21 protein-coding genes are annotated in these 26,534 nt (G+C 44.4%); 11 read left to right on the top strand and 10 right to left on the bottom strand.

Annotation, left to right across the window (positions count from 1 at the left end):
• Window positions 1-4 precede the first annotated feature (4 nt).
• The 5 genes from M4S28_RS20880 to M4S28_RS20860 all read left to right on the top strand — a co-directional run bounded on the left by M4S28_RS20880 (window position 5) and on the right by M4S28_RS20860 (window position 5,479).
• Window positions 5-1,222 carry an MFS transporter gene (locus tag M4S28_RS20880; protein ID WP_102546783.1) on the top strand — a complete coding sequence of 406 codons (1,218 nt, stop codon included), beginning with the start codon at window positions 5-7 and terminating at the stop codon, window positions 1,220-1,222.
• Complete coding sequence (locus M4S28_RS20875; protein WP_249633721.1) at window positions 1,194-3,059, top strand: IucA/IucC family protein; 1,866 nt, start codon at window positions 1,194-1,196, stop codon at window positions 3,057-3,059. The genes M4S28_RS20880 and M4S28_RS20875 overlap by 29 nt, the downstream gene beginning before the upstream one ends.
• Entirely contained in the window at window positions 3,052-4,254 is a 1,203-nt protein-coding gene (locus M4S28_RS20870) for a type III PLP-dependent enzyme (RefSeq protein WP_249633720.1), read from the top strand. Before M4S28_RS20875 ends, M4S28_RS20870 begins: the two co-directional genes overlap by 8 nt.
• 275 nt (window positions 4,255-4,529) lie before the next feature.
• A complete protein-coding gene (locus M4S28_RS20865; RefSeq protein WP_249633719.1) occupies window positions 4,530-4,796 on the top strand; it encodes a DUF3081 domain-containing protein in 267 nt (88 codons plus the stop codon).
• Window positions 4,797-4,843: 47 nt separating this feature from the next.
• Window positions 4,844-5,479: a CIA30 family protein gene (locus tag M4S28_RS20860; RefSeq protein ID WP_249633718.1), complete on the top strand. Its 636-nt coding sequence runs from the start codon at window positions 4,844-4,846 to the stop codon at window positions 5,477-5,479.
• A 113-nt stretch (window positions 5,480-5,592) separates the two neighbouring features.
• Here M4S28_RS20860 and M4S28_RS20855 read toward each other — a convergent pair whose 3' ends face one another.
• Both M4S28_RS20855 and M4S28_RS20850 read right to left on the bottom strand, forming a co-directional pair.
• Window positions 5,593-6,618, bottom strand: coding sequence for a zinc-binding alcohol dehydrogenase family protein (locus M4S28_RS20855; protein ID WP_249633717.1), 1,026 nt, complete (start codon window positions 6,616-6,618; stop codon window positions 5,593-5,595).
• Window positions 6,619-6,774: 156 nt separating this feature from the next.
• Complete coding sequence (locus M4S28_RS20850; RefSeq protein WP_249633751.1) at window positions 6,775-7,542, bottom strand: glycine betaine ABC transporter substrate-binding protein; 768 nt, start codon at window positions 7,540-7,542, stop codon at window positions 6,775-6,777.
• A 267-nt stretch (window positions 7,543-7,809) separates the two neighbouring features.
• On the opposite strand from M4S28_RS20850, the gene M4S28_RS20845 reads away from it, so the two are divergent.
• Window positions 7,810-8,742, top strand: coding sequence for a LysR family transcriptional regulator (locus M4S28_RS20845; protein WP_249633716.1), 933 nt, complete (start codon window positions 7,810-7,812; stop codon window positions 8,740-8,742).
• A gap of 156 nt (window positions 8,743-8,898) precedes the next feature.
• Here the strand turns inward: M4S28_RS20845 and M4S28_RS20840 are convergent, their stop codons facing one another.
• Together M4S28_RS20840 and M4S28_RS20835 are read right to left on the bottom strand one after the other, a co-directional pair.
• Window positions 8,899-9,288, bottom strand: coding sequence for a ParB/RepB/Spo0J family partition protein (locus tag M4S28_RS20840; protein WP_249633715.1), 390 nt, complete (start codon window positions 9,286-9,288; stop codon window positions 8,899-8,901).
• A gap of 170 nt (window positions 9,289-9,458) precedes the next feature.
• Window positions 9,459-10,652: a benzoate/H(+) symporter BenE family transporter gene (locus M4S28_RS20835; protein ID WP_249633714.1), complete on the bottom strand. Its 1,194-nt coding sequence runs from the start codon at window positions 10,650-10,652 to the stop codon at window positions 9,459-9,461.
• A 98-nt stretch (window positions 10,653-10,750) separates the two neighbouring features.
• Here M4S28_RS20835 and M4S28_RS20830 point away from each other — a divergent pair, with 98 nt between their 5' ends.
• Window positions 10,751-11,317 carry a helix-turn-helix domain-containing protein gene (locus M4S28_RS20830; RefSeq protein WP_249633713.1) on the top strand — a complete coding sequence of 189 codons (567 nt, stop codon included), beginning with the start codon at window positions 10,751-10,753 and terminating at the stop codon, window positions 11,315-11,317.
• 112 nt (window positions 11,318-11,429) lie between these two features.
• Here the strand turns inward: M4S28_RS20830 and M4S28_RS20825 are convergent, their stop codons facing one another.
• Entirely contained in the window at window positions 11,430-12,479 is a 1,050-nt protein-coding gene (locus tag M4S28_RS20825; RefSeq protein ID WP_108150853.1) for a cysteine synthase A, read from the bottom strand.
• Between the two features lie 171 nt (window positions 12,480-12,650).
• Between M4S28_RS20825 and M4S28_RS20820 the strand changes: the two genes are divergently transcribed.
• The gene (locus tag M4S28_RS20820) at window positions 12,651-12,866 is read left to right on the top strand and encodes a hypothetical protein (protein WP_004731730.1); all 216 of its coding nucleotides are present in this window, start codon (window positions 12,651-12,653) and stop codon (window positions 12,864-12,866) included.
• Between the two features lie 203 nt (window positions 12,867-13,069).
• Here M4S28_RS20820 and M4S28_RS20815 read toward each other — a convergent pair whose 3' ends face one another.
• Together M4S28_RS20815 and M4S28_RS20810 are read right to left on the bottom strand one after the other, a co-directional pair.
• Complete coding sequence (locus M4S28_RS20815) at window positions 13,070-14,263, bottom strand: acetate/propionate family kinase (RefSeq protein ID WP_017081950.1); 1,194 nt, start codon at window positions 14,261-14,263, stop codon at window positions 13,070-13,072.
• A 774-nt stretch (window positions 14,264-15,037) separates the two neighbouring features.
• The gene (locus M4S28_RS20810) at window positions 15,038-17,059 is read right to left on the bottom strand and encodes a DEAD/DEAH box helicase (RefSeq protein WP_004731737.1); all 2,022 of its coding nucleotides are present in this window, start codon (window positions 17,057-17,059) and stop codon (window positions 15,038-15,040) included.
• A gap of 393 nt (window positions 17,060-17,452) precedes the next feature.
• On the opposite strand from M4S28_RS20810, the gene rnb reads away from it, so the two are divergent.
• Both rnb and M4S28_RS20800 read left to right on the top strand, forming a co-directional pair.
• Complete coding sequence (rnb, locus tag M4S28_RS20805) at window positions 17,453-19,459, top strand: exoribonuclease II (protein ID WP_102488934.1); 2,007 nt, start codon at window positions 17,453-17,455, stop codon at window positions 19,457-19,459.
• Between the two features lie 202 nt (window positions 19,460-19,661).
• Window positions 19,662-20,468, top strand: coding sequence for a helix-turn-helix domain-containing protein (locus tag M4S28_RS20800; RefSeq protein ID WP_004731740.1), 807 nt, complete (start codon window positions 19,662-19,664; stop codon window positions 20,466-20,468).
• 161 nt (window positions 20,469-20,629) lie between these two features.
• On the opposite strand, the gene M4S28_RS20795 is transcribed toward M4S28_RS20800, so the two are convergent.
• Window positions 20,630-20,992: a DUF3024 domain-containing protein gene (locus M4S28_RS20795; RefSeq protein ID WP_017077443.1), complete on the bottom strand. Its 363-nt coding sequence runs from the start codon at window positions 20,990-20,992 to the stop codon at window positions 20,630-20,632.
• A 309-nt stretch (window positions 20,993-21,301) separates the two neighbouring features.
• Here M4S28_RS20795 and M4S28_RS20790 point away from each other — a divergent pair, with 309 nt between their 5' ends.
• Window positions 21,302-22,117: a phosphate ABC transporter substrate-binding protein gene (locus tag M4S28_RS20790; RefSeq protein WP_017087313.1), complete on the top strand. Its 816-nt coding sequence runs from the start codon at window positions 21,302-21,304 to the stop codon at window positions 22,115-22,117.
• A gap of 236 nt (window positions 22,118-22,353) precedes the next feature.
• Here M4S28_RS20790 and M4S28_RS20785 read toward each other — a convergent pair whose 3' ends face one another.
• Both M4S28_RS20785 and M4S28_RS20780 read right to left on the bottom strand, forming a co-directional pair.
• Complete coding sequence (locus M4S28_RS20785; RefSeq protein ID WP_249633712.1) at window positions 22,354-23,040, bottom strand: MaoC family dehydratase; 687 nt, start codon at window positions 23,038-23,040, stop codon at window positions 22,354-22,356.
• 333 nt (window positions 23,041-23,373) lie between these two features.
• Window positions 23,374-26,526, bottom strand: coding sequence for an efflux RND transporter permease subunit (locus M4S28_RS20780; protein ID WP_249633711.1), 3,153 nt, complete (start codon window positions 26,524-26,526; stop codon window positions 23,374-23,376).
• Window positions 26,527-26,534 lie beyond the last annotated feature (8 nt).

Here is a 26,534-nt window from a genome sequence, read left to right as displayed (position 1 = left end):
CATCATGACCAAACTCATCTATTGTGTACTTTTAAGCCACTTTATCGCCGCGTTTGCAGCCTTAGGAATGCCGCTGTTTTTGCCAATGGTATTGCCAACACTAGATGCAAACATTACTTCGGACTGGGCGGGGGTACTGTTCATTTTGCCGACCTTTTGCACTGCCGTTGCGGCACGCTTTTGGGGGCAGTTTGCTGATAAATATGGCAGACGTCGCTCTCTATTACGTGCTCAACTCGGGCTTGCAGCAGGCTTCGCGCTGTGTGGCTTAGCCGATAATCTCTCAATGTTTGTGTTTGGTCTTATCGTACAAGGAACCTTTGGTGGCACCATGGCCGCCTCAAACAGCTACTTATCCAGCCAAATCAACGATGCGAAATCACTCGGTAAGTCACTCAATAAAACTCAGCTTTCTGCTCGTCTGGCGCTAATTATTGCTCCGATAGGGCTTGGCTGGAGCTTATCAGAAACAAACCCGCTGAATGCGTATCTGTGGCTGTCCGCTTTGCCGCTATTCGCGCTATTGATCACCTTAACATTACCCATCGATGACTTAGCGAAATCTAAGGGAATTGTAAAAGATCAGGCGTCGAATAAAGCTCAAAGCAGCCAAACCAATTCGTTAAATACGCTTTATTGGGTGTTTGGCGCGCAGTTCAGCTTTGCTTTCGCCATGGTCGTCACGTTCCCCTATTTCTCGCCTTATGTGCAGCAATATGGAGTGACAAGCCAAGCGTGGATTGGATTTTTATATGCCCTCCCACATGGTGTTTATCTGCTCTTTGCAGGGAAAGTTCATCTGTTCTCAGAATGGGTTGATCGCCACCAGCTTGAACGCAATCAAGCGCAGCGTACTTTATGGCTAGGCTTTGGTTTGCTTTCACTGAGTGCCGCAATGCATCTCACTTCTTATCAAGAAGTATTGATTATTGCTCGTATTGTTTTCGGGCTTGGCATGGTTTGCTGTTATCACGGCTTGCATCAAGTGTTAGCAAACCAAATTGATCGACGACAAAGCGGCAAAGTATTTTCGCGCTTTGATGCCATGTCTAAATGGGGTGGCGTTGCGGCTGGATTGAGCGCGTCTTTCATATCAAGCTTGGGCTGGCTTGAGGTTCCTTTCATACTTTCTATGTTGGTCAGTGGCATTACTGCTATCGCGCTGATCATCCATTCAAAATTTGGACATCAACATGTTACAGACTCAATTATCTCCAAGTGAACATTACGCTGAAGACCAAGTTCTTCAAAGTCGTAAAAAAGTACTGCTAAACCGAGAAAAAGCCCAACTCAATACCATCATGGGCGTAATGAACTGTTACCTACGTGAATACGCGATACCAAAGAAGCAGGTTAATTGGCGCTACAGTTCGGCCTCTCTTCCTCAAACTTTGAAAAGAAACTACAACGCTCACCAACGCGTGGCCATTCACCTACCTCACCAAGATCAACCTCAGAAAAATGGTCTGATGGTTTTACCCGTTGAGTACACCAGTAAACTCGGGAAAGTGAAGCTCAGTGATACACCTTGGGTTAAAATTCCCGGTGCAGCTTGGTTCAAATTGGACGCAACTCAAACCCTGACGCTTCTACTCAGTTACCTAAAAGAAGTGCTGACGATTCCATTCAATCACGAGTTGGTCGAGCAAATGGAAAACAGTTTGTTGATTACCGAGCAGTTCCTAAACTCAGACAACTCACCTCAGCATCACAATTCATTTATCGCATCAGAGCAATCGTTACTTTGGGGACATACTTTTCATCCAACGCCAAAGAGTCGCTCAGGGGTCAGTATCGATGATCTGCTCGCGTGTTCCCCTGAGGTTGGCGCTAAAGTTCCTCTCTATTGGTTTAAGGTCGACACCACGTTGCTTGATGTCTTGAGTTCAGATGACCGAACCTCACCAACGACCATGCTTGAACAACTTGCACCTGATGAAAACAATTCAGCAGGTACCATGCTTTACCCTTGTCACCCTTGGGAAGTTTACACACTTTTGCAAAACCCAGTGGTCAAAACGGCCATTGAACAAGGCAAAATCATCCCGCTTGGATTAGGTGGTGAAAAACTCTTACCCACTTCATCCGTGCGCACTCTGTACCACCCAGATATGGATTGGTTTGCTAAGTTCTCTATCAATGTGCGTTTAACTAACTGCGTACGTAAAAACGCATGGTATGAGCTCGATAGTGCCGTTCAATTAACCTCGATTCTGCATCCCATCAAAGAGAGTGAACAGTTACGTAATCCAGTATTCAAAGTAATGACAGAACCTTACGCAACCACATTGAATCTAGAGTCGGTTGCCGAGCAGGAACAAACTGATGTTATTAAAGCTCGCGAGTCGTTTGGTATTTTGTATCGAGAGAATTTCACCTTAAGCGAAACCGATATTTTGCAACCAACGTTAGCGGGAGCCCTCTTTGCTTACGATACAGACGGGAACAGTTGCATCGCCACTCAACTCAAACAAAAAGCGCAAACAACACAAAGCCAATATGACAATATCGCCACGCTGTGGTTTGAGCGCTATCTGCATTGTTTGATTCCGGGCGTCTTTAACTACTACTTCAAACATGGGGTTGCGTTTGAACCGCACTTACAAAATACGTTGATTGGATTTGAAAAAGGCATGCCTTGCTGTGTATGGATTCGAGACTTAGAAGGTACCAAACTACTACGCGAGTTTTGGCCATCAGACACACTTCAGCAACTTTCAGAGCGTGCTCGTCAATCTGTGTACTACAGCCGAGAGCAAGGTTGGAACCGTATTGGCTATTGCACCTTCATTAACAATATCAGCGAGGCCATTTTCTTTATCGCTGAGTGTAATTCGGCACTTGAGAGCTCGTTATGGGGAACGTTAAAAGACGCTATCGTCCGCTGGCAGTCGATCAATGGTCAGCAACCTGAGCTAATGGCATTGCTCAACGATGGTCATTTCCCAAGCAAAAATAACTTCACAACACGTTTGATGCAAAATGCCGATAAAGAGTCCGGTTACACCCAAGTTGCAGCACCGTGGCCAACTCATTCAAAAGGAGTTCACCATGCTTAATTCTCCTCAACTTTCTGCCTCTATCCATCAAGAAATACAGCAATTGGCCAAGCAGCAAACTCAACCATTATGTGCTTATCTTTATGATCTCGATGCGTTGGAGCTGCACATTAAGCAGATGCGCCATGTATTGCCAAAAAACGTAGAGCTATTTTACGCGGCGAAAGCGAATCCTTCAGCGCCGATACTGCGCACTTTAGCTCCTTATGTTGATGGCTTCGAAGCTGCATCAGGCGGAGAGCTTACACACCTCCACCAGCAACAACTCAATAAACCACTGATCTTTGGTGGCCCGGGGAAAATGCCCAGTGAACTGGAGCAAGCAATTGAACTCGATGTTGATGCGATTCATGTAGAGAGCCTCACCGAATTGCAACGCATTGGTTATTTAACACAAAAGTTGAATCGACCTGCTTCGATCTTCCTGCGTATGAACATAGACATTGGTGACATCACACTTAGCAAATTAGCCATGGGAGGAAAGCCAACCCCGTTTGGCCTAGATGAGAGTGAGTTAAGTAATGCCTTGATGTACCTACGCGATTTCCCCTTAATAAAGTTGAAAGGCTTTCACTTCCATTTGATGTCACATCAACTCGACGTTGATCGCCACCTCGCCTTGATGCAACGCTATTTCCAAGTGGTCAAAGAGTGGCAAAAAACGTTCTCACTCGATGAGTTGATCATCAACCTCGGTGGTGGCATGGGGATCAATTACCAAAACCCTAAACAACATTTTCCTTGGATGGAGTTTTGCGACAAATTGGAGTTCCTGATTTCCAAGGAACATTTACAAGATTGGAAGCTGCGTTTTGAATGTGGCCGCTACATCTCTGCACCTTGTGGCTATTACGTAATGGAAGTCTTGGATATTAAACAAAATCTTGGCGAGCATTTTGTGATTGCCCGTGGTGGCACGCATCATTTCCGTACTCCGGCAGCGCAAAGCCATGACCACCCTTTTGCAATCGTGAAAAGTAATCAGCAACCCACGATTTCACATCCGATAAACCATGCCACAGCCACGTTAGTTGGCCAGCTTTGTACGCCAAAAGATGTTCTGGCACGAAATCAACATATCGAGCAAGTCGATATCGGTGACTATGTGGTGTTCACTCTAGCAGGCGCTTATGCTTGGAACATCTCGCATCAAAACTTCTTAATGCATGAACCTCCGGTGTTTCATTACTTCTAGGCATCCGCTGTGCTCTATGATTTCTAACTTACGGTTTGAGTTGAAACTCCATAGAGCCAGCTAAAGACACCAAATATAAAAAACACTAAATTAAAAAGGCGTTGGCAAACTCAGGTCTGCTAACGCCTTTCTTCTGTTTATCGTAGCCCTTTTGCCAAACAGCTAAGGTGATTGAACACTCGACTCCCCACTGTGATCGTAATGCAGAACCAAACCGTAGTTAATTCGAATACAAGCACTTAGCATTTTTATCGACTACTCAGCGGGAGCAACACATGGACAACAGAATCACCATTTTAGAATTTCTCAGAGTGTTCGATAGCATTCGCTCCTCGGGTAAGCAGCTGGATAGTAAATATCAATTGGGCGAGATGGTAGCGTGGCACGATTACGACGGTTACACCTGTTGGTTGAGCTACCGAGACGTTACGGTGACCCTGATGTTCCACGGTTCATTGAAGATCGAATACGACAAGGCGTCGAACTATGAAGACTTCATCAATCGTTGTTTAGCTATGCTTGAAACTGAACCTTCTTCATAAGTTATCCATCGCTGTCGAGTAAACATCGCATAGCCTATGGGGAAAGAGTGGAGAAATTCATGAACGGAACCAAATGTAAAACGCGGTTACCCCTTAGGTTAAGCACACCTTTATTCCTTCTACTCAGCCTACATTCGTTAAATCTTAAGGCAGATGCAACAGGGACAAACATGATCGACTTTACACAAGCGAGTGAACATCAAAACTGGACAGTGACCAACGACGATGTAATGGGTGGCATCTCAACAGGTGAGCTCATTTATCTTGATAATATGAGTCGATTTAGGGGTGAACTATCGTTAGAAAATAATGGGGGTTTCAGTTCTGTAAAGCGCTCCATTGAATCACTGGCCCATGAAATAGATAGCATAGAACTAGTATTCGTTGGTGATGGTCGCACCTACCAACTGAGGTTCACAACATCGAAGGACGGTCATCGAGTTCAATACAAGCACTATTTTGATACCATTAAGGGACAGCAGCTTAGCAAAGTGTTCCACTTCAATGATTTTCAAGCGGTGTTCAGAGGTAGACTACTAAGCGATGCACCGGAACTTGAGGCACGAGACATCAAACAAATCGGCTTTTTGATTGCAGACAAACAGCCATCGCCTTTTGAGCTAGACCTAATACAGCTTCACTTCAAAACATCGCAACCTATCAGGTCACCAGAGGCTGACTAAATCGCAAACAAACAAAAGCCCCCGATACCTTTTGACTAGCAATAAGATATCAGGGGCTTCTTCTATTTAAACCGTCAACAATTCAAAACAACGGCGGATTAAATCATCAGCAATTAGTATTTGATGGCTGTTTTACCAATCGAGGCACTGCTTTCAATACGTTGGTGTGCATCTTTGATTGTATCCACACTAAAGCCATTTAGGGTCGTGGTTAGCGTTGTTTTAATACGGCCCGCATCAATCAGGTTCGCAGCTTGGAATAAGATGTCTTGCTGCTTCTGGATATCTTCAGTGTTAAACAGTGAACGTGTAAACATCAGTTCCCAAACAAAGCCTGCTGATTTACCTTGCAGCGCTGATAAGTCAATGCCACCGTCAAACTCTACGATCGAACTGATCATGCCTTGCGGTGCAATCAGCTCAACCATCGCATCCCAGTGCCCTTTGGTATCAGCAACATTGAAGATGTAGTCGACATGTTGAATGCCTTGCTCTCGCACTGACTCGACAAGGTTACGGTGGTTTACCACATAGTCCGCCCCCATATCCCTTACCCATTGTTCCGTTTCAGGTCTTGAAGCTGTTGCGATAACATTTAAGTTGGTGAGTTGCTTAGCCAGTTGAATAGTGATCGACCCTACACCGCCTGCTCCGCCAATAATCAGGATAGACTTTTTCTCTTCAGGGCGAACACGCAGGCGGTCAAACAATGCTTCCCAAGCCGTAAGCGTTGCTAGTGGCATAACGGCTGCAGCTTCATCAGAAAGGCTCTTAGGCGCTTTAGCGGTAATGCGGTAGTCCACAGCTTGGTATTCTGCGTTAGCACCCATACGTGTTACGTCACCCGCATAGTACACACGGTCACCGACTTTGAAGCCTTCAACGTCAGCACCTTTGCCAACAACTTCACCGACTGCGTCATAACCCAACACTTTTGGTTGTTCGAGTGTTTTGTCTTTGGCACTACGAATACGAATTTTTGCGTCAGCAGGGTTAATAGAAGTCGCGCTCACTTTTACCAGCAAGTCATTATTTTTTAGTTCTGGCAGACTCGTTTCAAACTCAAATAAACTGTCTTGCTCTGTAATCGCAAGTGATTGAGTAAATCCGATAGCTTTCATTATTGATGGTACTGACATTGTGCTTTCTCCTTGAATTAGACGAGTTAATCTTAGTCAATTCTCACTCTAGATAAACCGCCTAATATTTGAATGATTCTCAAATAATTTTTGATAGTGGTGTTACCGCTATCTGGGTAATGCAGACATCTAACTGCATTGCCAACGGCTTAGAGGTTAAATCAGGCCTTTCTCAATCAACCAATCATGTGTCACTTGATCTTGTGTTTTACCTTCACGGCAAACTTTGTAATCCAGCTCTGCGATGATGTCGTTCGAGAAACGTAGGGAATCCAACTTCTGAATCTGTTGTTCGCTGAACAGGTGCTTCTTGTCATCTCTTAAAAGAAGCACTGCTCTGTCCACAATGCCAAGTAGGCCTTTTGGTTCTTTGAGTTCACGAATATCGTAACGATAGTGCAAAAACTGAGGTTTCCACAGTGGCACTACCACCCACTCTTTGTTTGCGACCGCACTTTCAAAGGCACTGAAACAATCGTCTTCACTGCCAGGAAAGAACTGGTAGCCGGCATCGCTCAGGCCATAGTCTTTCATCATCTGGATAGAGAAGCGTGTGATGCCAGCGCCGGGGTTGATACCTTGGATGGTCGAGTTCATTTTCTCGACCACTTCGGCTTTTAATAAATCAGAGACTTCAGAAACCGCCGCTTCAGGCACATAGTCTGGTACGCCCCACAAGGCATAAGGTTCATAATGAAGCCCAAGCTCGATAAGCGGCTCAACTTCTTCAACGCCAGCTTTGTAGATACCGTGACTTGATGGCAACCACGCAGAAGAAAGCATATCCACTTGGCCTGTTTTCAGCTTTTCAAAGTTCTCCTGATGTGGTGAGAGAATACGCTCTACCTCAAAACCCATGGCTTTCAATACATTGGCAACCAATGATGCGGTCGTACGGTGGAACGACAAATTCGTTACACCCATTATGATTTTCTTAGTCATCTTGTCCCCCTAGATCGTAGGCTTCGTTCATACAGTGTGTACTGCGCTACGTTGTCGATAGGGGAAATGATAGTGAGAAAATTGCTAATGAAAAACAGCCTCATATTTGAATTATTATCAAATTAGTTTTGACAATTAAGTGTTTGAAGCTAACTTTGAAGCGATAATTAGAGATAACCCATCTGCAGATTGTGATGGGGAAATATTCCAACGCCATGTTTAGAACATAATTCAATACAGGTAAACAACATGCTTCTTGAAGACTTACAGGTCATTTTGAAAGTGGCAGAATTTCGCAGTATTACTGCAGCAGCCACCAACCTAGACATGCGTACGGCTACCGCAAGCGCTGCCGTCAAACGTGTTGAAGCGGCTCTGGGGGCGGAGTTATTTGTAAGAACTACGCGCCACCTAAGGCTCTCTTCAGCAGGCGAGCGTTATTTACCGGAATGCGAACAAGCCTTAAAGATGTTGGAGCAAGCAAAGCTCAACATGCGCGAAGAGCTTGGTATTGTTGACGGTGAAATTCGTATTGCGCTTTCATCGGATCTAGGGCGCAACCTAATCACACCTTGGCTTGATGAGTTTTTATTGGAATATCCTAACGCCGCACTACGTACTAGCATCAGCGATAGCAATATCGATTTTTACCGTGATTCTGTTGATATGGCGTTGCGTTATGGCTCCCCGACTGATGCCAACATGTATGGCTTTAAAATCTGCGATGTACCCAGAATATTGTGTGCGGCCCCTGAATACTTGGCTGAAATGGGAATACCAAAACACCCGAGTGACTTAACTCAACACAATGGTTTGCTCTACCAACTTCATGACATATTGCAAGACGAGTGGATATTCAACGATGGCACTCAAGATCATAAAGTGAAACTAAAAGGGAACCGCGCTTCGAACGACGCTGATCTTGTAAGACGTTGGTGTATCGCGGGTAAAGGAGTGGCAATAAAATCTTGCCTAGACATGTCACGTCATCTGCTTTCAGGCGAAGTGGTTAAAGTCATGCCTGAATTTAAACCAACACCTACAGAGTTGTGGTTAGTGTGTCCAAGTCGTCAATCCATCACCCCTACTGTGCGTCTACTGAGAGATTTATTCAGAGAGAAGACCGCAGAGATCCTTTCGCAACTTAGTGAGCAAGGCATTATAGAAAGCAAAATATCATAGGATCTAATGCCGCTTAGAGATAAGAAGTAGAGATACAAAAAAGGCGTTAGCGAACTTCAATTCGCTAACGCCTTTAATCATTTGAACATCATATGGGTATGATGAACATACTAACTTTATTGCAAGTACTTGGTTTAATAACCTTAATACAAGAGTTTAGTTTGACTCGTCTTCAACAACGTCACAGCTTGCACAGCACTGAAGAGCAATTTCATGTTCGAAGGTGATGGTGTCTTCGCCTTCTTCCAGTAGCTCTGTTATTTCGTCCGCGACTTCTTTCTCATCATCCGCTTCAATTTCGCTTGCTAGCTCTTCTTCTGAATAACCGAAGAAGTTAAGCAATAGGTACTCACGAGCTTCCTCTTTAGTACATACCACGTTTGCTGAAAGATCAGGTGTAATCTCACCTTGCGCAAGCGTCGCTGTCAGTTGAGCTATCACATCTTCTTTCATCGCAGGCGTTAACCAACCAAGATCAGTACTTACCGTCGTTTTTTTACAGTCGAAGCAAGGCAGTTGATGAAAATAGTATTGAAAGGTAGTCATAAGTAATTTCTTCTTTAAATGTTGTATAGCGAGATTATGCGCGTTTTGTAGCAAAATACTATCTCAATCACAACCTAAGGCTGGTTCGAACTGAATATTTGTACCAAGTACAGAGCACCATGATGACTACTGATAAATTTAAAGCTTCGCTCACTAGGGACATAATCTCATTACGACGAAGTTTGCGAAGTCTTGTTTGCTCCACGCGACTTAGCTTTGTAATTGTGTAACCAACAACAAAACAACCCGATGCACAGCCCCCAAAATGCACTGCCGATTCCCAGCAAATTGGTGCCCGAAGCAGTGAATAGGAAAGTAAACAGTGCGGGCTCTCGATAGTGGTTGTCTGCCATCGAAACCGCTAAACAATTCATCAATGTAGGCATCACCGCTAAGCCTGCGACAGCTATCACAACCGCTGAAGGAACGGCGCTAAACAGCGACACAAATGACATCCCCATCACACCAGCTAACAGATAAAATACACCCATACAGATCCCCGCCATATAACGTGTCTTTGGATTACTATCCGCATTCGGGCCCATACAAATAGCGCCCGTAATAGCTGCAAGGTTATACGCAAAGCCACCAAACGGTGCAAAGATCAAACCTGTCACTCCGGTGGTGGTAATGATCTTCGATGAATCGACTTGGTATCCGTTCGCTTTTAGAACCGCAAATCCCGGTAAGTTCTGTGAAGCCATCGTCACTATAAACAATGGGATACCGACACTGAACAACGAAAAGAACTCAAAATCGGGCGTAATAAACACTGGGGTCGTTAATCCCATAGTCACCTGACTAACGTCGAGTTTGCTAAACCCCACACACATGACCAGTGCGATGATGAAAATGCTTGGGATCAGTAGATTTCCTAACCGCGCTTTCGCCAAAATAAATACAGCGAGCATGACTGCTACAACTTGTACCTCTTCCATTAACGACGTGAATAAACCTAAGCCGAATTGCAATAGAATCCCCGCGAGCATCGCAGAGGCAATCGATGTTGGGATCTGTTTTAGGACTTTCTCAAATATCCCCGCTAATCCAACTAACGTGATCAACATCGAACTGAACAAAAACACGGCCACTGCCTGATTCATTGTCAGCCCTTCAAGAGACGTGATTAACAACGCAGCTCCAGGCGTCGACCACGCTGTAACCACCGGCTTCTTGTAGTGAAACGAGAGCAGTATCGTGGTTACGCCCATGCCAATTCCCAATGCCCAAAACCATGACGCGACTTGCTCTTCAGTTGCTCCTGCACTCATTGCCGCTTGGAAAATGATCGCAGCAGCACTCGCATAACCGATGAAAACAGCAATAAAGCCGGTACTGACGTGAGAAAACTTTAGCTTAGTCATGTTAATTTGTTCCTGTGTGCGTTATAACGTCCATAGACTGAATTTAGCACTTGTGCGCTATAACGCACAACTGATTTTTAAAAACTTGTAGAAAAAATATGCAAACAGAAATTAAAGTCGGCGTTAACTTGAAACGCCTTCGCCAAGAAAAAGGCTGGAGCTTAGACAGAACAGCAAAAGCAACAGGCGTGAGTAAAGCAATGCTAGGACAAATTGAACGTGGAGAATCTAGCCCGACAGTCGCTAAGCTCTGGCAGATCGCTTCTGGGTTCGAGGTATCACTTTCGAGTTTTATCGCTGCTAGCTCAAACAGTGAACTGACGAGCTTATTCAGAGATGCAAACGAACTAAGGCATGAGGAATACAACATTGGTTTTTTCGTCAGTTTGTTGTTTCCTTTTGAGGAAGCACTAGGGTTTGAAATATTCGAACTCACCCTAGCACCTGATTACCAGCATGAATCCGCCCCACATAACGCAGGCGTCACTGAGCACATCTTATGTATTTCTGGGGAGGTGGCCGTGATGTTTGATGGTGAGTGGCATACGTTACGCGCAGGGCAAGCCGTTCGCTTTAATGCTAACCAGAACCATGGCTACAAAAATGTCGGTGAAGGAAATGCCGTATTTCATAATGTGATTCACTACCCTAATAACAAACAATAATGCCGGATTTGGCGAAAACGGATGTTTAGCGCTAACCGATGTATAGCACTAACGGATGTATAGCGCTAACGGAAGAGTTGGCTGACCACAGGCCTGTATTCACTTAGAACAACTATACGTTGACGACCATGCTGCCATCTTCTGCTTGATAACGAGCCCATAGTTGAGAAAGGTTTTCTTTATTAAGCTGTATCTCTTTTTCTTTCAGAAACGCTTCGTTGTGCAGCTTCGAATACGAGCGCTCAGCAAGGTCACAGCTAAATGTAACGATGGTTTTCCCTTTCCCCATTCTAGCTGCAGCGTATAGCGCACCTGCTACGTTCAGCGATGAACTGCTTCCTAGAAGAATACCGTCATGCTCCGCAACAAGGCGGGATATCGTCACCAAATCCTGATCGGGCAGCGTGATGGCACGATTGATTTTTGCCTGCCTGAAATTTTCAACCGTTCGCATGATCCCTATGCCTTCCGTGAACGAGCTTCCTGTGGATTGATAGTGTCCATTACGGAGAAACGAATAAATGCCAGACCCATTTGGGTCAACCAACCAAGTTTCGAGATTGGGTTTCTGTTCAGATAGATAATGTGAGTTTCCGGCAATGGTTCCACCAGTCCCTACCACAGAAACTAGAGCATCAATATTACCTTGTGTTTGCTGCCATATTTCCGGTCCAGTATTTAAATAGTGCGCTCGATAATTACTGAGATTTTCGAACTGATCTGCCCACCAATAATTTTCATTTTCGACACCGATCCGCTTGGCCGTGTGGTAAAAGTGTTCAGGATTGGCAAAAGGACAAGGGTCGACCAATAACAGTTCAGCATTATAAAGCGAGATCATGCGCTCTTTCTCTTGTGCCTGCCCTTTTGGCATCACCACCAACATTTTGTAACCAAGGGATTTGGCCACCAGAGCAAGGCCGATCCCCGTATTTCCTGCGGTACCTTCAACGATTGTCATTCCCGGCTTAAGCTTACCGGCTTCTACTGCATCCATAACCAACTGAAGTGCCGCTCTATCTTTAATCGAACCACCCGGGTTCTGGTGTTCGCACTTAATAAGAATCTCACAACCTGATATCTCTGAAAGGCTGTTGATTCTAACAAGATCGGTATCGCCGATGAGTTCACTGAGATTGTTTGCAATGTGGGCAGATGACATCGCGACTCCATTTATTTGTTGAGGATGAGTTTGTTGGTCGATTGATCTATCGATGATCATAAGCGTAGCTCTGAGGTCTGCTTAGTCAAGGAGTGGCGGAATTGAAAAGACTCTCATTTTCTAAATAACAATTATAATTAGGGGTAGTCGATTAGATTGAGGGTAAATAAAATGTTTCTAAAAGAGAAAAAGAGCGGTGACCTCGTAGATGTTACTGAAATGACCAAATTGACTAACTTATTTCAAGACAGTATCGAAGGTCGGTTTCAAGCAGGCGAAGAACAACAAGACCCCGAGATGTTTAAAAAGTCCGAACTGGTGTTTATGTCAGGTGAAGAGTTACCTCGATGCTGGACAGATCCAAACTACCGCTCAGAGGTTAAATAACCTTAACTCTTCCAGAGTACCAAGTGAGTTGTAATTGAAACTCTGTTCTAAAAGTGTTTGACGATGGCCTTGTGGGCTATGTAATGGCATAGTTAATTTGGCCCCCTGTTAAAGCGTTAAGACGCATCTTTACTAGACACAAAAAAGCGAGCCACTTGGGCTCGCTTTTGATTGTCTTTTTCTTGCTTAGACTTCAGTTCAGATTACAGAAGTTCTACCGACTGTTGAGCAATCACGAATTCTTCGTTGGTTGGAATAACCATTGCTACAGCGTCTAGCATTTCTGATTTAGCGATGATGCCTTCAGCGCCAAAACGAGCTGCTTCATTGCCTGCTACATCTTCAACAAAACCAAGAATCTTAAGGTTGTTTAGGATTTCACGACGAATTGGTAGAGAGTTCTCACCGATACCGCCAGTGAAGATGATGCCGTCTAAAGAGTCTAGCGTTGCAAGGTAAGAAGCGACGTATTTAGCTACGCGGTAAGTAAACACCTCAAAAGCAAGCTTAGCGCCTTCATGGCCCTCTTCCATTGCTTCTAAGATGCCACGAGCATCGCTCGTAAGACCAGACACGCCAAGGAAGCCAGACTCCTTGTTTAGAGAGTTAAATACTTGCTCTTGTGACCAACCTTTCTTAAGTAGGTATTCGATAATACCTGGGTCTAAGTCACCACAACGTGTGCCCATCATAAGACCAGAAAGCGGTGTGAAGCCCATTGAAGTATCAACACTGTTACCGTCTTTGATAGCACATACAGATGCGCCGTTACCTAGGTGAACAGAGATGAAGCTCGATTCTTCTACTGGCTTGTTGACCATTTTCGCAGCTTCACGGCTAACGAAGTAGTGGCTCGTACCGTGGAAACCGTAACGACGAACGCCAAAGTCTGTGTATAGCTCTTTTGCGATTGCACCTGTAAATGCACGTTGTGGCATTGTTTGGTGGAAAGCAGTATCAAACACAGCGAACTGAGGTAGAGAAGGGAAAGCTTCAATCGCAGCACGGATACCGATAGCACCTGCTGGGTTATGAAGTGGAGCTAAGTCAGATAGGCTTTCAATCTCACTTGTTACTTCTTCAGTAATACGAACGGTTTGAGTGAACTTCTCACCACCGTGAACGATACGGTGACCGATTGCCACGATATCAGCTGTGAAGCCCAAGTCTTCCATCAGGCCAACCAATTTGCCAATGGCAATTTTGTGGTGGTTACCCTCGCCTTGAATAGCAATTTCTGTTTTCTGACCTTGATGCTTCCAGCTCATGCGAGCATCTTCAAGACCAAAACACTCCCCTAAGCCACTTAATACTGCGTCACCAGAAACAGAATCGATGACAGCAAATTTAAGGGAAGAACTACCCGAGTTAATAACCAGAACAAACGAATTAGACATTGGATATGGATCCTGTTTCAGTACGAATTTAGTGAAGTTTTCGCTTCAATTTTAGTTAAGTCTATTATTCAATAATTTTTGAATCTTTCAACTTTTGTTTTGCAAAAACCACTAAATGAACACAATTAAGTTGATCTTAGTCATCAATTTATTTCTTTCGAGAACAAAAATTAAAAAATAGTTGAATAAGATGAAGTAAATGCACTTATGAAACTGATAGATTCATACAAACCACATTGAGAGCAAAGTCATCTGGTATTGAAAGCTTACCCAAGAGCCTAGTTCATGGATTAAGCCCATAAAGCCACCTGAAACCACTAGAACAAGCTAGCGTTCTACGCTGCAACTTAAAAAATACAGCACGACACTTAAATATAGAGCGGTTGGTTACCAATACCCGCGAATAGACTTTAAGGCGTTTAACTTCATCTCAGCATTTCAAGAGCTCACTTATTCGGATCGAACGGTTGAGCAGTTCTTACTTCAAAGTCTGTTTTCATTTTCATTATAGCTCTGTATTTCTTTTGCTAGACAGCGTGCCGCTTCCATATCCCCAAACGAAACACCCTAAACAACGCCTTAAGCGCATGTGAGTGTGAGTGCCATGTGATACGAGACACTATCTTAACCAGGGCATAGAACGTGCTACAGGCGTGAAGAATAAAATAGCAGGCACAAAAAAGCCGAGCATTATGCTCGGCTTTTAAATTCACTGTTTAAGCTATTCGTCTATAAGCACTTGGCTTGTAAGCTTCAGCTTAAACTAAAGGTTGATTAACCTTCGCTGCGCTCTGGACGACGACCGCGGTTGCCGCCATTGCCTGCTGCTGCGCTGCCATGGCCACGTTCGCCACGGTGGTTACCACGGTGATCACCACCACGGTTACGGTCAAAGCGACGTTCGCCATCACGACCACCAGCAGAGTTACCATCACGACCGCCAGCTGGGCTACCATCACGGTTGCCACGGTAGCCACCACGACCGCCATTGCCACCTTCACGGTTACCACCTTCGCGATTACCGCCTTCACGGTTACCACGATAGCCACCGCCATCACGACCGCCACGACCGCCATCACGACCACCACGGTTGCCATCACGACCGCCGCCGCCACGACGAGGCTCACGGAAGTCGTTGAAATCAACAACTACAGCGCCAGCTTCTTTTTGACGAATGCGAAGTTTGCTTAACTTACCAGTAGTTTCAGAGTTCATTGCTTTTGGAAGCTGAACGTAAGTAGAACCTTGGTCTAGCTTGATAGCACCGATAGAACCTTTAGTTAGGCCAAGTTCGTTTGCTAGTGCGCCAACGATATCTTTAACCTGAACACCTTGCTCACGGCCAACTTGTAGTTGGTAAGTATCCCAATCTTGCGTATTGAAGTTACGACCACCACCGTCACGGCCATTGTCACGATCTTCACGACGATCTTTACGACGGTTCTTATCACGCTCAATAGCAGCGATCATTGGGTCTTCGCCAACGTAGAATAGTGGGCTCTTACCTTGCTGACGCTTAAGAAGCATTGCAGCTAGAGTAGCAGCATCAACTTCTAGAGATTCTTGTAGTGTAGAGATTAAACCTGCGAAGTTTTCTAGAGCTTTGCTCTCTTTCTCAGTTTCAAGCTCAGCACCAAGCTTAGCAACACGTGCAGCAGCAACTTCGTCACGTTGTGGAAGTTGGATTTCTTCCATTTGAGACTTAGTTACACGCTCGATTGTGCGAAGCATACGGATTTGGTTAGTACGAACTAGTAGGATCGCTTTACCTTTACGTCCAGCACGGCCAGTACGGCCAATACGGTGGATGTAAGATTCAACATCGAATGGGATGTCGTAGTTAAATACGTGAGTGATACGTGGAACATCAAGACCACGAGCTACAACGTCAGTTGCAACTAGGATATCGATAACACCTTGTTTGATGTGATCAACAGTGCGCTCACGTAGAGACTGAGGAATATCACCGTGCAATGCAGCAGCTTTGAAGCCACGTGCAGATAGCCAATCAGCTAGACGCTCAGTGTCTTGACGAGTACGTACGAATACGATTGACGCGTCAGTTTCTTCAGTTTCAAGAAGACGAGACATTGCTTCGTCTTTCTCTACGCCTTTAACAACCCAGTAATTCTGCGCTACTTTGTCAACTGTGTGGTTAGTACCAGCAACGTCAACTCGTGCAGGGTTACGTAGGTAACGGTCAACAATAGTCTTAACCATTGGAGGCATAGTTGCAGAGAAAAGTACACGTTGTGCAGATTCTGGAGCTTGCTCAAGGATCCAAGTAACGTCATCTACGAAACCCATTTTTAGCATTTCATCTGCTTCATCAAGAACAAATGTATGCGCTTCATCTAGGTGTAGACGGTCACGAGTTAGTAAGTCTTTAACACGACCTGGAGTACCAACAACAATGTGAGCACCGCGGCTTAGAGCACGCATTTGGTCAACAATTGAAGCACCACCGTAGATTTCAAGAACTTTAAGACCGTTGATGTCACGACCTAAGTTTTTGATTTCCGCAGCAACTTGAATCGCTAGCTCACGAGTAGGAGCCATGATGATTGCTTGTGGTTTGTGTTGGTTCAGGTTGATTTTGTTAAGTAAAGGCAGAGAGAATGCTGCTGTTTTACCAGTACCAGTCTGTGCTTTACCTAGTGCGTCACGGCCCTCAAGAAGAAGAGGAATAGCTGCTGCTTGGATTGGAGTCGGAGAAACGAAACCCATGCTATCAAGAGCTGAAAGAATGTTATCGTTAAGGGCTAATTCATTAAATTGAATTACAGATTCGGACATTGGGATCCCACTATATATAAGTAAACAAAAGGTCCCGGGAGCTCTATCAATTCCAATACTGATCCAATCAGATACTGATTCCATTCAGAGTTACGAAGCAGTAATAAAACACTTCAAGCCATTAGGGACGTCTAAGGGAGGCGGATTATTCCCTAAATGCATAAAAAAATCCAGAAAAAATTGAAATACATCACATATTTTTCGCTTTTACATCAATACTGGTTATCATATCGTCAAAACTTGATGAATATCTCGTCACAGCACCCATCTTCTAGCAAATTGACCTAGTTAAATAAGAGGGCAATTAATTAACGCTCACTTCGCCTTTAAGTAGTAATCAAGCCTCGCAATGATTATAGTGTGCTCAATTGTCCTCGATAGATAAAAGTCAAAATGTTTCAAGATAATCCTCTACTCGCTCAACTCAAACAGCAAATCCAAGAAACCCTCCCTAAAAAGGAAGGTACAATCAAAGCCACTGAAAAAGGGTTTGGTTTTCTCGAAGTCGATAACAAGACCAGCTTCTTCATTCCACCTCCATACATGAAGAAATGTGTACACGGTGACAAGGTAATTGCCATCATTCGCACCGAGAAAGATCGCGAAGTAGCAGAGCCTGAGGAATTGATTGAACAAGGCCTTACTCGTTTTATTGCTCGAGTGAAGTTGTTTAAAGGTCGTTTGAACGTTGTTCCAGATCACCCACAACTGAAAAAGCTGCAACTTAAAGCGAAAGCAAAAAAGGGGCTAAACCCTGAAACGCTAAAAGAAGGCGACTGGGTTGTTGCTCATATCATTCAACACCCGTTAAAAGGTGACAACGGATTCTTGGCTCAAATCTCTGAAAAAATCACAGATGCTGACGACAAGATCGCACCTTGGTGGGTAACGCTGGCACAAAACGACCTACCAAACAGCGAACCTGAAGGCATTGACGACTGGCAGATCAAAGACGACGCTGATCTTGAACGTATTGACATGACTCACGTCCCTTTTGTGACTATCGATGGCGAAAGCACAAAAGATATGGACGATGCGCTTTACGCCAAGAAGAAAGAGAACGGTGATTTTGAACTGACTATTGCGATTGCTGATCCTACCGCTTACATCTCTCCAGATGATGCGATGGATAAAGTGGCTCGTGAGCGCGGTTTCACTATTTACCTGCCTGGCCGTAACATCCCTATGTTACCTCGTGATCTAGCTGACAACTTATGTTCACTAATAGAGAACGAAGTTCGCCCGGCACTTTGCTGCACAGTAACAGTATCTAAAGAGGGTGTTATCGGTGATGACATTAACTTCTTTGCTGCGAACATCAAATCTCACGCTCGTCTTGCTTACGACCACGTATCAGACTGGCTAGAAACCGGTGCATCAGACAAATGGCAACCATCAGAAGAGATCGCTGCGATTGTTTCTGACCTTCACCAATTTGCACAAGCACGTTCAGCATGGCGCTCAACAAACGCTGTTGTATTCCCAGATCGCCCTGACTACCGCTTTGAACTAAGCGAAGACAACGATGTTGTCGCTATCCACGCAGACATGCGTCGCACTGCAAACAAGTTGGTTGAAGAGTCTATGATCAGCGCGAACATCTGTGCAGGTCGAGTACTAAAAGAAAGCTTTAACCAAGGTGTCTTTAACTGTCACTCTGGTTTTAAAGCTGAGAAATTAACAGACGTTCTGGAGCTGGTTAACCCAGAAGCAGAAACACCGTTTACAGAAGAGCAGATCGTATCTCTGGAAGGCTTTGCTACTCTGCGTCGTTGGTTAGGTTCTTTAGACAACAGCTACTACGACAACCGTATTCGTAAATTCCAAGCGTACAGCGAGATCAGCAATGAACCTGCGCCGCACTACGCGATGGGATTAGACATTTATGCGACGTGGACGTCTCCAATTCGTAAATACGGTGACATGATTAACCACCGTATGCTTAAAGCACACATCTTAGGTAAAGCGCCAATTCAAACACCAGACGAAACTATTGGTGATGAACTTGCCCTGCACCGCCGTCACCACGGTATGGCTGAGCGCAATGTTGGCGATTGGTTGTACGCTCGTACTCTAGCAAACGCTCCTGTAGAAGAGACTCGCTTCCAAGCTGAGATCTTCGACATTAACCGTGCTGGTATGCGTGTGCGTCTACTTGAGAATGGTGCAGCTGCATTTATCCCTGGCTCTCTCATTATTGATAATAAAGAGAGAATAGAGTGCAACGGTGATATGGGTACTGTATCTATCGATAAAGAAATGGTATACAAACTGGGAGACGTTTTAGAAGTAGTTCTCTTCGAAGTTAATCAGGAAAACCGTAACTTAGTAGCAAAACCTACTCAAGTATTTGCGGACTTGCCTAGCGAGCCTGAAACAACAAACGAAACCGAAGCTTAAGAACTTTAACGGTTACGGCTTTCAAGGTTACGGCTTTCAAAGTCAAAGCTTGCAAGGTTAGAGCTTTCAAGGTCAAAAGCTTCAAAGGTTCACTTCTAAAGGCGCTAATTATTAGCGCCTTTTTTGTAAATGTCTCATGCTTAAACAATACTTAAAAAAACAATCAATAAGCAATCAGTTTACAACGTCAAAGAAGCGCACTATGTCATCAATCACAGTTACTCAATTCAGAAATTTCATTCCCAGGAAACGGGAACGTTACCCCGCCTCTAAAAACGGTATTTTCATCGTTTCTAAAGGCAGTATTTCTTTCGTGCTACCTGATGGGACTGAAGCCTCATTGCAAGCCGGAGATTTTACTCTTTACAATTCTGGTCAGATTAAAGACATCACCGTTGACACTGAGAATGGCGAATTCAGCGCAACCTGTGTAGATTTTGATTTAGCTATTTTTCAGAAATTCATTAATCAGTTTAGCGACCTAGAACCCACTCGAGTCCCAGATAAATACATTAAGTTTAATCAAACTGATACCGAAATCTGCCAATTGAAAGAACTCATCATGTCGCTCGTTCATTCATCGACTCAGAATGACTACGCACTCACTCAATTAGGTTTAGGTTTGCTTTCTCTAATGGTCGAGCAGCACCCTGCTCTGTTAGTTATTATTGCCCGAGCGTCAAGGTTAACCGTGACGCAAAAGGTCATTCATTATATTGAACAGAACATTGAGAATAATATCTCACTCGATACCCTAGCCAGCTATATGGGGATGTCACCAGCCACACTTAAACGCCGTTTATCGGCTGAAGACCTTTCCTTTTCAAATCTATTAAAGATAAAGCGAATCGCCCACGCAGCGACACAGCTCAGAACATCGAATAAATCTATTACTCAAATCGCTTATGAATCTGGATTTAAAAGCGCGGCACACTTCAGTACAGCCTTTAAAACCTATCATGGCAAGACTCCAAAAGACTTCCGCTCTTTGGTTGCACAGTCTTATTAGTTGCATAATCTTATTGGCTGTACTGTCTTATTGGTTGAACAGTCTTAGAAAGTACGGGGACAGGTGCAGGTAAAAGTATAAATCTGAAATGTGTTGGTGGGAATTTACGAAGGTCGTTCGTTTTTGGTATCAAACCACCAGCGAACGCCTAAGTAAAATGGTCACGACCAGAAGTAAGATTTAGGGTCTTTTTCTATTTCAGCCAAAATAGCATCAAGATCCTTGGATTGAGGAAGGTAAGGGTAAGGTCCCCAATTTACAGAGTCGGTTTCCGCATTATCTTCAAGTGGCACCATCACCACCCAGCAAGATAACGACTCATCAAAGGTAACGCAGGCGATCTCGTTGGTATAATCACTATGAGATGAGTCGAGTAGATAATGCGCCTGAGAAAACAGCACACCACCCTCACACTCTTCATAAAGGGATTTGCCTAGCTCTACAGGTAAACTACGATTTCGTGAAGTACAGAGCCTCTCAGCTCCAATTAAAAGACGATTCAGTTCTATATGAATAACGGACATAACACCCCTTGTAACTTCATAGAAACTTCTAAGTAGTGAATTCCTCTACTTAGCTTAGGACTCAACGATCATTTTAGCGAACAAGTGCAAACAAAATACCCGCCCTGCTCCCAGAAACGAATCCTTCTTCAGTAAACACATTCTAAAAGGGTAAAGCCGTCTAAATTTCATTAACCAATGCCATTTTGGCAGCCACACTGTCTTTCACTCACCAGATTAACCGCTATAACGTATCCGTATAGAATTTCACAAAAGTGTCATATAACCGACCTATCATAGCCAACAAATGTTATTAACTAGGAGTTGTTTATGTTACGAGTCGCGCTTGCCTCTCTTTTATCCTTAGCCCTGTCTTCTCAAGCTGCTTTAGCACAAGAAACCACTATTTCGGGCTCCACTTCAGTATCACGAGTGATGGATGTATTAGCTGAGGAGTACAACAAGACTCACCCTGATAACTATATTGCGGTTCAGGGCATCGGTTCTACAGCGGGTATTACCATGGTTAATAAAGGTGTCTCTGATATCGGTATGAGCTCGCGTTATTTAACCGACCGCGAACAGGACGAGAAGTTGAAGGTCTTTCCAATTGCCTTTGACGGCCTAGCTGTCGTAACTAACCGCTCAAACGCTGTAAGCAACGTTACACGTGAGCAGCTATTCGATATCTACAAAGGCAAAATTACGAACTGGAAAGCCGTGGGTGGTGCGGATCAGCCTATCGCAGTTGTAACTCGCGAAGCGTCTTCTGGTTCACGCTACAGCTTCGAAAGCTTGCTTGGTTTAACGAAAATCATTAATGACCGTCTAGTGTCTGACATCAACCCAAATAACTTGGTTGTAAACAGCAACAGCATGGTTAAAACGATTGTTAACCATAACCCACACGCGATTGGATTTATCTCTGTAGGTTCGATCGACCGTTCGATTAAGGCAATTACATTTGAAGGCGTAGAGCCAACATCAAAGAACATTGCTAACCACAGCTATGAATTGGCTCGCCCATTCTTGTTGCTACACAAAACTGAATCAGTTTCTGACGAGAGCAAAGATTTCATCAAGTTCGTGAAGTCAAAGCAAGGGCAAGATCTTATTGAAGAGTACGGCTACACACGTATTAAGTAGCTTATTGCGTCTAAACTAACTAACCGCGTATTAATTAGCAAAACACGCATTAAGTAGTTACACACGTACTAAATAGCGACATACACATTAAGTCAGCAAAATGCTTTTCGTGATGTTGTTACCAACGCTAGAGATGTCGATTTGATATGGCACAAACAAAAAGAGAGAGCCTTAAGCTCTCTCTTTTTTTGAATCTATAATCTTCGCTTAAAAGCAGTTCCACTTATAAAAAAGCTCTAGAAGTGAAGTTGGATCACTGAAACGATCACAGCGCCAGGACGACGAATACCTTCGATTTCTACGCGAATTTCGCGTTCAATCTCTAGGCCTTTCTTAATTGGCGTTACTTTTGTTAGCGTACTTTTAGCACGAACGTTACTGCCCGATTTTACAGGATATGGGAAACGAACTTGGTTAAGACCAATGTTTACAACCATCTTCGCTGTTGGGAATTGAGACTTATCAGGATCAACACTGTCAGTCAGTCTAGGAAGCAGAGACAAAGTCAAAAAGCCATGTGCGATGGTTGTTTTGAACGGAGAATCTGTTTCAGCCTTAGAAGGTTCAGTATGGATCCATTGCATATCTTCAGTAACAAGGCCGAACTGGTTGATACGATCTTGACTAACATTGATCCAGTCGCCAGTATGAATAACTTCACCGATCTGCTGATTAAGCTCATCAAATACAAGCTGTGCTTCTCGCGATAATACTAGCGGCTGTTCTATTGGCATCTCTGGTGCATCTTCATTTACAGCAGGTTTGTGGTGATCACGAACCCAAGCAAAGAAATGGCTATTTTGCGTACGATTCAGAAAGTCACCCCAGTAATCTCTAAGAGCTGGAGACATCCATTGCATAAACTCTGAGTGTTGCGAAGACACGCTATCGCCTCGGTGTTTAAATAAATCAATGACTTTCATAAGAACCTCAATGCACAAAAAATTTCAATATAACTAGGTAATTTTGAAACACTTCACACTATTGTGCAAATGTTTTCGAGCATACACTCGTTAGCTGAACACCGTTATTTCCATATTAAACAGACACTTAATAATAAAACATCATTTTATTACAAAACCCAAATTAGAGTGTTAGCTCCATCACAAAACGAACATTTGATTATATAAATAGCGTTTTTATTCACAAGCGGAATAAAAAAGGCTTAGCGTAATGCTAAGCCTTAGTTTTTACAAGGATTTAATCCTGCAAGGGATTAGCCTTGCAAGGCGTTAATCTGACCGGAGTTAAGTCTCCTATTCGTCATCAAGTGGAATCAACTTAGTCGTGCCACCGTGTGCCTTCTCACGCTTACGTTGCACGAATGCATAGAAGCCTGGGATTAGGAACGTACCCGCTAACAAAACACATAGCAGACCGCCGATCAGCGAAATACCCAACGAGTTCTGGCTCACGTGACCTGCGCCCGCTGCAAAGATAAGCGGGAAGATACCTAAGATGAACGACCAAGAGGTCATGTTCACAGCACGGAAACGCAGCGTACCGCCCTTCACTGCCGCATCTTCAATTGATGCGTCTTTCTCTTCACGCTCCACTTTTGCGAACTCTACAATCAAGATTGCGTTCTTCGCGGCCAAGGCTATCAAGAGAACCAAACCAATTTGCGCATAGAGATTCAGCGGTGTGCCTGTCAGGTTCAACGCCAAGAAGGAACCTAAGGTTGCAACCGGTACCACTAAGATAATCGCTATCGGTATTGTCCAACTCTCGTATTGAGCCACCATAAACAGGTAGATGAAGATCAGAGCCAGTGCAAAAGCAAAGATCGCTTGGTTGCCTGCCAATACTTCTTGGTAGGCCATGCCTGTCCATTCGTACTGATAACCCTGAGGTAAAACTTCAGCGGCTACACGTTCCATTGCAGCAATCGCATCACCACTTGAGTAACCCGGCGCTGGCTGGCCTTGAATCACGGCACTGCGGTACATGTTGTAACGCCATGCGACATCTGGTTCGAAGATCTGGTCGTAAGTCACCAACGTACTGAGCGGGATCATCTCGCCATTAGACGAACGCACGTGGAATCGTTGGAGATCATCCATGCTGCTACGGTGTTCACTATCAGCTTGCATGGTCACTCGGAAGTTCTTACCAAACATGGTGAAATCGTTCACGTACAGTGAACCAAGATTACCTTGCAGAGTTTGGAATATTTCCGACAACGGAATACCTAACTGTTGTGCTTTCTCACGGTCGATATCGACATAGTAGTGAGGAACGTTGGCACGGAAAGTACTGAACGTATGTGAAATCTCAGGCTGTTTGTTCGCCTCAGCAATCACGTCATTCATTACCATCGCCAGATCAGTACGACTACGACCTAATGTATCTTCTAGAACAAATTCGAAACCAGAAGCGGCACCCATACCCGGAACTGCTGGAGGTCCCATTGCAAACACGATAGCTTGAGGCAGTTCAGTGGCCGCTCGACCATTAATACGTTGTGAGATAGCTTGTGCGGAATGTTGACCATCCAGTGCGTTACGCATATCCCAATCATGCAGCTTTATAAATAGCGACGCGCCATTCGAAGCAGAAGCGCCCGTCATGAATGCGTAGCCGTTAACCAGAGTCACACCATCAACACCCGGCTCTTGTTCAACCATCTCTAACAATTGCTTTGTCACATCTTCTGTACGAGATAATGATGCTGCGTCAGGAAGTTGCACGTTAACCAGCAAGATACCTTTATCTTCTTGAGGTACAAACGCCGTAGACGTGGTTTTCGCAAAGTAAGTTACTGCTGCTAGCGCGACTACAAAGAAGGTAAATAGCAAAACGCCCTTTTTCACAAGGAAGCCTGCAATTTGACCGTATTTGTTGGTGACAGATTCAAGACCACGGTTAAACGCTTGGTACCAACGTGCTGTGTTACCACCACCCTGTTTAAGAACCAATGAACACAATGCCGGAGACAAGGTCAGTGCATTAATTGACGAGATAACAACCGCGATACAGATAGTCAGAGCAAACTGGCGATACATGATGCCTGTAATACCCGGAAGCATCGCTACAGGGATAAACACGGCAAGTAGTACCAATGTAGATGTCACAATTGGACCCGTTACTTCTTTCATCGCGATCAGTGTTGCTTTACGCGGTGAGATCGTTGGGTCTTTGGCCATCGTGGTATCTACGTTCTCGATAACCAAGATCGCATCATCTACTACGATACCTATCGCCAATATCAAACCAAACAGGGTTACCGTGTTGATGGTAAAGCCTGTCATCTGCATGATCGCAAAGGTGCCAATCAACGACACAGGAATCGCAACCACCGGAATCAAGGTCGCACGCGCACTACCTAAGAACAGATACGTTACCGCGATAACCAATAAGATCGCTTCAATTAGCGTTTTTACTACGCCTTTGATCGACTCTGCAACGAAGAGTGTGGTGTCATAACTCGCCTCATAAGCAACGCCTTCAGGGAAGTTTTTGCTTAGATTGTCTAGCATCGCCATTACTGCTTTACCACTTTCCAGCGCGTTAGCGTCTGACTGAAGTGACAGCGTTACGATTGAAGCATCTTGACCACGGTATTTACCATTACCATCGTAGAACTTTTTACCAAGCTCAACACGTGCAATGTCTTTTAGGTAAACCGTTGAGCCGTCTTGATTTGCACGAAGCACAACATTTTCAAACTCATCAGCCGTTTCTAGTCGGCCTTTTGTTACCAAGTTGAACTGCACTTCTTGCGCGTCGTTATAAGGAGCAGCTCCAATACGGCCTGCAGCGACTTGAACGTTCTGCTCCGCCAACGCGCGATTCACGTCAGAGGTGGTTATATTCAGGTTAGCCATTTTCTCAGGGTCTAACCAAACACGCATCGCGTATTCACCACCACCCAACACGTTAACTTCACTAATGCCCTTTACACGAGCCAATTGGTCTTTAATGTTCAAGTTCACGTAGTTGATCAGGAATTGATCGTCGTACTCACCGTTTGGCGAATAGAAGTTCAATACCATCAAAAGGTCAGGTGAACGCTTTTTAACGGTGACGCCCACCATTCTAACTTCTTGAGGAAGCTTTGATTCGATTTGAGCAACTCGGTTCTGAACGTTGACCTGAGCCATATCAGCATCAGTACCGACATCAAAGGTCACGTTAAGGTTGTATGAACCATCATTAGCACTCTTAGAAGACATGTAGATCATATCTTCAACGCCATTCACCGACGTTTCTATAGGGTCAGCTATCGCCTGTTCTACTACTTCAGCACTTGCACCTGTATAGAATGCTGTAACACTAACAGAAGGCGGACTAATTTTTGGATATTCCGCCACTGGCAAGATAGCGAGAGAGATCGCACCCGCCAGTGTTAAGATTATGGATATTACAAGGGCAAACTTAGGCCTTTGAATAAAGAAACGACTCAACATAAATAAGC

Origin of the sequence: Vibrio sp. J383 (assembly GCF_023503985.1) — a bacterium.
In the GTDB taxonomy this organism is placed as follows: domain Bacteria; phylum Pseudomonadota; class Gammaproteobacteria; order Enterobacterales; family Vibrionaceae; genus Vibrio; species Vibrio splendidus.
This window is presented reverse-complemented; position numbering and strand designations above follow the sequence as displayed.